At 37.4% G+C, this 2,951-nt stretch carries 1 pseudogene; it reads right to left on the bottom strand.

The window, feature by feature from the left end:
• Positions 1-2,951: pseudogene (locus tag DMB65_RS21805) on the bottom strand (T9SS type B sorting domain-containing protein); the annotation flags it as partial.

Genomic DNA, 2,951 nt, shown 5'->3' on the forward strand with positions numbered 1-2,951 from the left:
ATAAGTATATGGCGCTGTACCTGTACCCACAGTAGCCGTTACAGTTACAACTGCGGCCTGTGGTACATTGCCCGAATTACAACCAAATGGCGTAACTCCTACTGTAGCTGCCAACTGTAATGGCTGGGTAATCGTTATTGGAGTTTTTGTATAAAGACATGATTTGGCATCTTTAACTGTAATAGTATAAGTTGTTCCAGCAGCTAATCCTGTGAAGACATTAGAAGTTTGGAAAGCTCCCGCACCCAATCGATATTCGTAAGGACCTACTCCAGAAGTTACATTTACTGTGATAGTACCATCAGCTAAACCATTACAACTTACATTGGTTTCTGTTGTAGTAAATACTGTTGGTGTAATTGGATCTAAATCGAAACTGGTTGTAGTTTGACATACTGTTGCATTATTAGCATCTGTAACTCTAAAAACATAATTACCAGCTGCAGCAGCTGTGTATGGATTAGAAGCAGAAACAAAACCTACTCCATTGAAATTTACTTCATAAGTATAATTAGCGGCCGGAGTAGTATTTCCTCCTGTTGCTGCCAAAGTAATTATAGCTTCAGGAGAAACTGTACAATCTAATTCTTTGGTCAAAGATGCTGATAAATTTAATCTAGGATACACCTCAAAATCAACATTTGCTGTACAACCATTACCGTCTTTAATCACTAAATTATAAGTACCGGCAGCATTAAATGTAAAACTTGGTGAATTTTGGAAAGCACTTCCGTTTACGCTATAAGTAGCTCCTCCAATTATATCCGGATCAACAGTACCAGAAAAAGTAATAGTAAACGCTGTTCCATCATAGCAAATTGCAGCTGCTGGTGGAATAACTGTTGGTGCATCATCTGCATCCAATGTTACTGCTGCTGTTTTAATACAACCATAAGCATCTTTTGTATAAACAATATAATTACCTGTTACACTTGTTGCAAAAGTTGTATTTCCAGTCCAACCTGCTGTTGAAGCAGTAGGAGCAGCAGCAGATGCTAATAAATACTGATATGTATAAGGTGCTGTACCATCTTTAGCAAGAGCAGCAATTACACCATTTTCATTACAGTTTACATTTTTAATTTTTGAGGCTGTAACTGATAAATCAATAGCAGATTCGGTAATATCAAATGGAGCTGAAGCAGCACTACAACCTGCATTTGTTGCTCCCGTATCTTCTGTAATTAAAATAAAATAATTACCTAATGGCAATGTGCCAAAATTGTTTACTACCAATGATCCACTAGCAGGAATAGTAGTACTTACTAAACCTCCTACCGGTACAACATTTTGAGATTTATAAATTTGGTATGTAATTGGTGTCGCTACACCATATGTATGGTTCATTGTAAATGTTACATTACCATTTGCGTCACCTTTACAAGTAATATTATTTTCTACTAAAGAATTAACAGTAATTGTAGAATTTGTTCCTACTGGAAATTGAGATGTTTCAAAATAGTAACATCCTGTTCCTGTCCCTCCATGCGCTGCATCTGCATCATATACTACAAAAGTATACGTTACTCCTGCTATCAAATTAGTAAATGTAGTTTGTTTACTGCCTACAGCATCTTCTGCCAGCCATGTTCCTGATGGGTATGAAGGAACAGAACCAGTATACAAACTGAAATAAAATGGTCCCGAACCAATTGTACTTGTTGGCGAAGAACTTACGGCAACTAGCGCAGATCCTGTACCTGAACAAACTACAGGAGATGGAGAAACTGTAATATCTAAATCATCTGGCGGTGATGCAACCAAAATATTCTGATGTAATTTTTGACAACCATTAACATCCGTAATAATTAATTCATACAATCCAAAATCGACAATATCAAACACTTGTGATGTACCTGGCTGATTTGTGAACTTTTGATTGTAACCATTCACTCCAGTCACATGATAAGTATAATTTGGAGTTCCACCCGTTACACCATTTATAATAATTCTTCCTAATGAAATACCTCCTGCTCCACAAGTAATCGGGTCAACATCATAATCAACCACAATAGGATTTGGTTCCGAAATACTAATACTTCCAGTATCTGTACAACCTTTAGCATCAGTTACAGTAATTGTATAATTACCTGCTCCTAAGCCAGAAGTCTGAGTTCCATAATTAATTCCTGTTGTTGTATTCAATACATTGAATACAAATGGTGCTAATCCTTTTGTATTATCAATTGTTATATTAATTGCTGCAGTATCATCACCATTACAATTAATAGATTGCGTTTGAACAACTCCTGTAATATCAGGATTAACTGTTGGTGTAACCACAATAACTGTTGTAGTTGAAGCAGAACATGAATTGGCATCCGTAACCGTAAAAGTATAGTTTCCAGGAGTACCTGTAGTAAATACATTTCCTGCAAAAGTTCCTGTATTTGGTGAACTTGTGTAAGTAAATGATCCTGCACCACCAGTTGGTGTTATTGTAATTTGCGCAGCAGTTGGAGCTGGATTACAAGTGATGTCTTTATTTAAAACTGCACTTACTGTCAATTGTGGTGATACTGTAACTGCATCACTATTTGCCGTACAACCATTAGCATCTTTTACACGTATAGTATAAATACCTGCCGCTGTTATTGGAAAAACATTTGATGCCTGATAAGAAGCTCCTGCATTAATACTGTAGGTCAACGTTCCTGTTCCTCCTGTAGTAGTTGCTGTAATTATATATCCTCCTACAGAACCCAAGCAACCTGATCCAATAGCAGTAACTGCTGTTGGCGCATTATCTGTATCAATAGCAACATTTAATGGAAATATACATCCGTTAGCATCTTTTACGTAAACATCCCAGTTCGCATTTGTTGTCGGGTTCAAGTCCGCAACGTTGCTGGCAACGTAATCTGCTGCAACCGGAGCAACACCATCTTGCTTGTAAGCATACGTATAACCCGGTGTACCGCCTGATGCCGTTATGGTAACCTTAGAGGTCG

Source organism: Flavobacterium cheongpyeongense (genome assembly GCF_003202435.1).
Taxonomy (GTDB): Bacteria; Bacteroidota; Bacteroidia; order Flavobacteriales; family Flavobacteriaceae; genus Flavobacterium; species Flavobacterium cheongpyeongense.